The organism is Rhizobacter sp. P3_B12 (assembly GCF_056402895.1).
Genome location: NZ_JBFUGN010001358.1, coordinates 1 through 1282, shown reverse-complemented (window position 1 = coordinate 1282; position 1282 = coordinate 1). Strand labels below are relative to the sequence as shown.

2 protein-coding genes are annotated in these 1282 nt (G+C 69.7%); one reads left to right on the top strand and one right to left on the bottom strand.

The window, feature by feature from the left end; genetic code table 11:
* On the top strand, positions 1-761 hold a 761-nt coding region (locus tag AC1D01_RS35210; RefSeq protein WP_477874234.1), incomplete at its 5' end, for an AgmX/PglI C-terminal domain-containing protein.
* Between the two features lie 3 nt (positions 762-764).
* On the opposite strand, the gene AC1D01_RS35205 is transcribed toward AC1D01_RS35210, so the two are convergent.
* Positions 765-1097 carry a hypothetical protein gene (locus AC1D01_RS35205; RefSeq protein ID WP_477874232.1) on the bottom strand — a complete coding sequence of 111 codons (333 nt, stop codon included), beginning with the start codon at positions 1095-1097 and terminating at the stop codon, positions 765-767.
* Positions 1098-1282 lie beyond the last annotated feature (185 nt).

The window sequence follows — 1282 nt, the reverse complement described above, 5'->3', positions numbered from 1 at the left end:
ATCCGGTGAAGATGAAGGAGCCGATCCCCGAGGCGCGCGTGCCGCAGGCCAACAAGCCGCCGGGCGAGATCGAAGGCGCGCGCCGCAAGGCAGCGGGCGTCGGCCTGCTCGCGATGAAGGACCAGCTGCAGGAGCTGAGCGGCGCGCCGCTGGCGGTGCAGCTGAAGCCGGACATCAAACAGGGGCCGGGCGTGGGGTCGGGCGTCGGCGTGGGGGTGGGCGCGGGCACCGAAGCCGGCTTGCCGGACCGGGCGATGATCACCTCGAACGCGACCGGTGGCAGCGGCGGCATCAACACCGCGGGCTACAGCCGCAACACCGGTGGGGGCGGGCTGGCGGGTCGGTCTACGACGCTGGTGGCCGGCGTGGCCGGTGGTGGCGGGGGCGGCGGCAAGGGCTCGGCGGCTGGCAGCGGCACGGGCAACGGCACCGGCTCGGGTGGCACGGTGCAGCGTGGCGGCAGCGGCAAGGCGGCTCGTTCGATCGAGGAGATCCGCCTGGTGTTCGAGCGCAACAAGGGCGCGATCTACGCGATCTACAACCGCGCGTTGCGCGAGGATCCGGGCCTGCAGGGCAAGGTCGTGCTGAGCCTGAAGATCTCGCCGTCGGGTCAGCTGGTGGATTGCCGGATCGTCTCGAGCGAGCTGAAGTCGCCGGAACTGGAATCGAAGCTGCTGGCGCGGATCAAGCAGTTCGAGTTCGGGGCGCGCGACGTCGACCAGATCGACATCACGTACCCGCTGGACTTCCTGCCGTCGTGATCGTCAGTGCCGGGTGGCCGCCGCGAGGGTGATCGCGCGGCGCGCCTCCAGCTCGGCATTCAGCGCCTTCTCCAGCGGGGCGCGCACCAGCCCGGCGTGTTCGTAGCGCAGGTTCTCGTACAGCTCGGATGCGGCCGGGCAGTCTTCCAGGATCAACTGCAAGGCCTTGCCCGGCTCGACGCGTTCGAGCGCGCGGCTCAGCTGCTGCACGACGGTGCGGTACTGGTGGGCATCGATCTCGGCCGGGCTCGCTTCCATGCGTTGCACCAGGCGCGCCAGCGCGTGCACGACATCGAGGTCGCTGACACTGCGTTGCTGGGATTGGGTGGTTTTCATGCGTTTCCTTCCGGGAGGGCGGCACCGTGGCCGCCCCGTACGCTGGAAGTGGGGATGCTTGATCGGCTTGCAAGGCCTGCCGCGGGCTCACCCGTTGGTGCGCGGTGGCACTGCATCGGAGCGGCGAGCCGGCGGTTCATCGCGGCGTGTGAATCGCGTCTGCCATTGTCAACAATGGTTAGCTG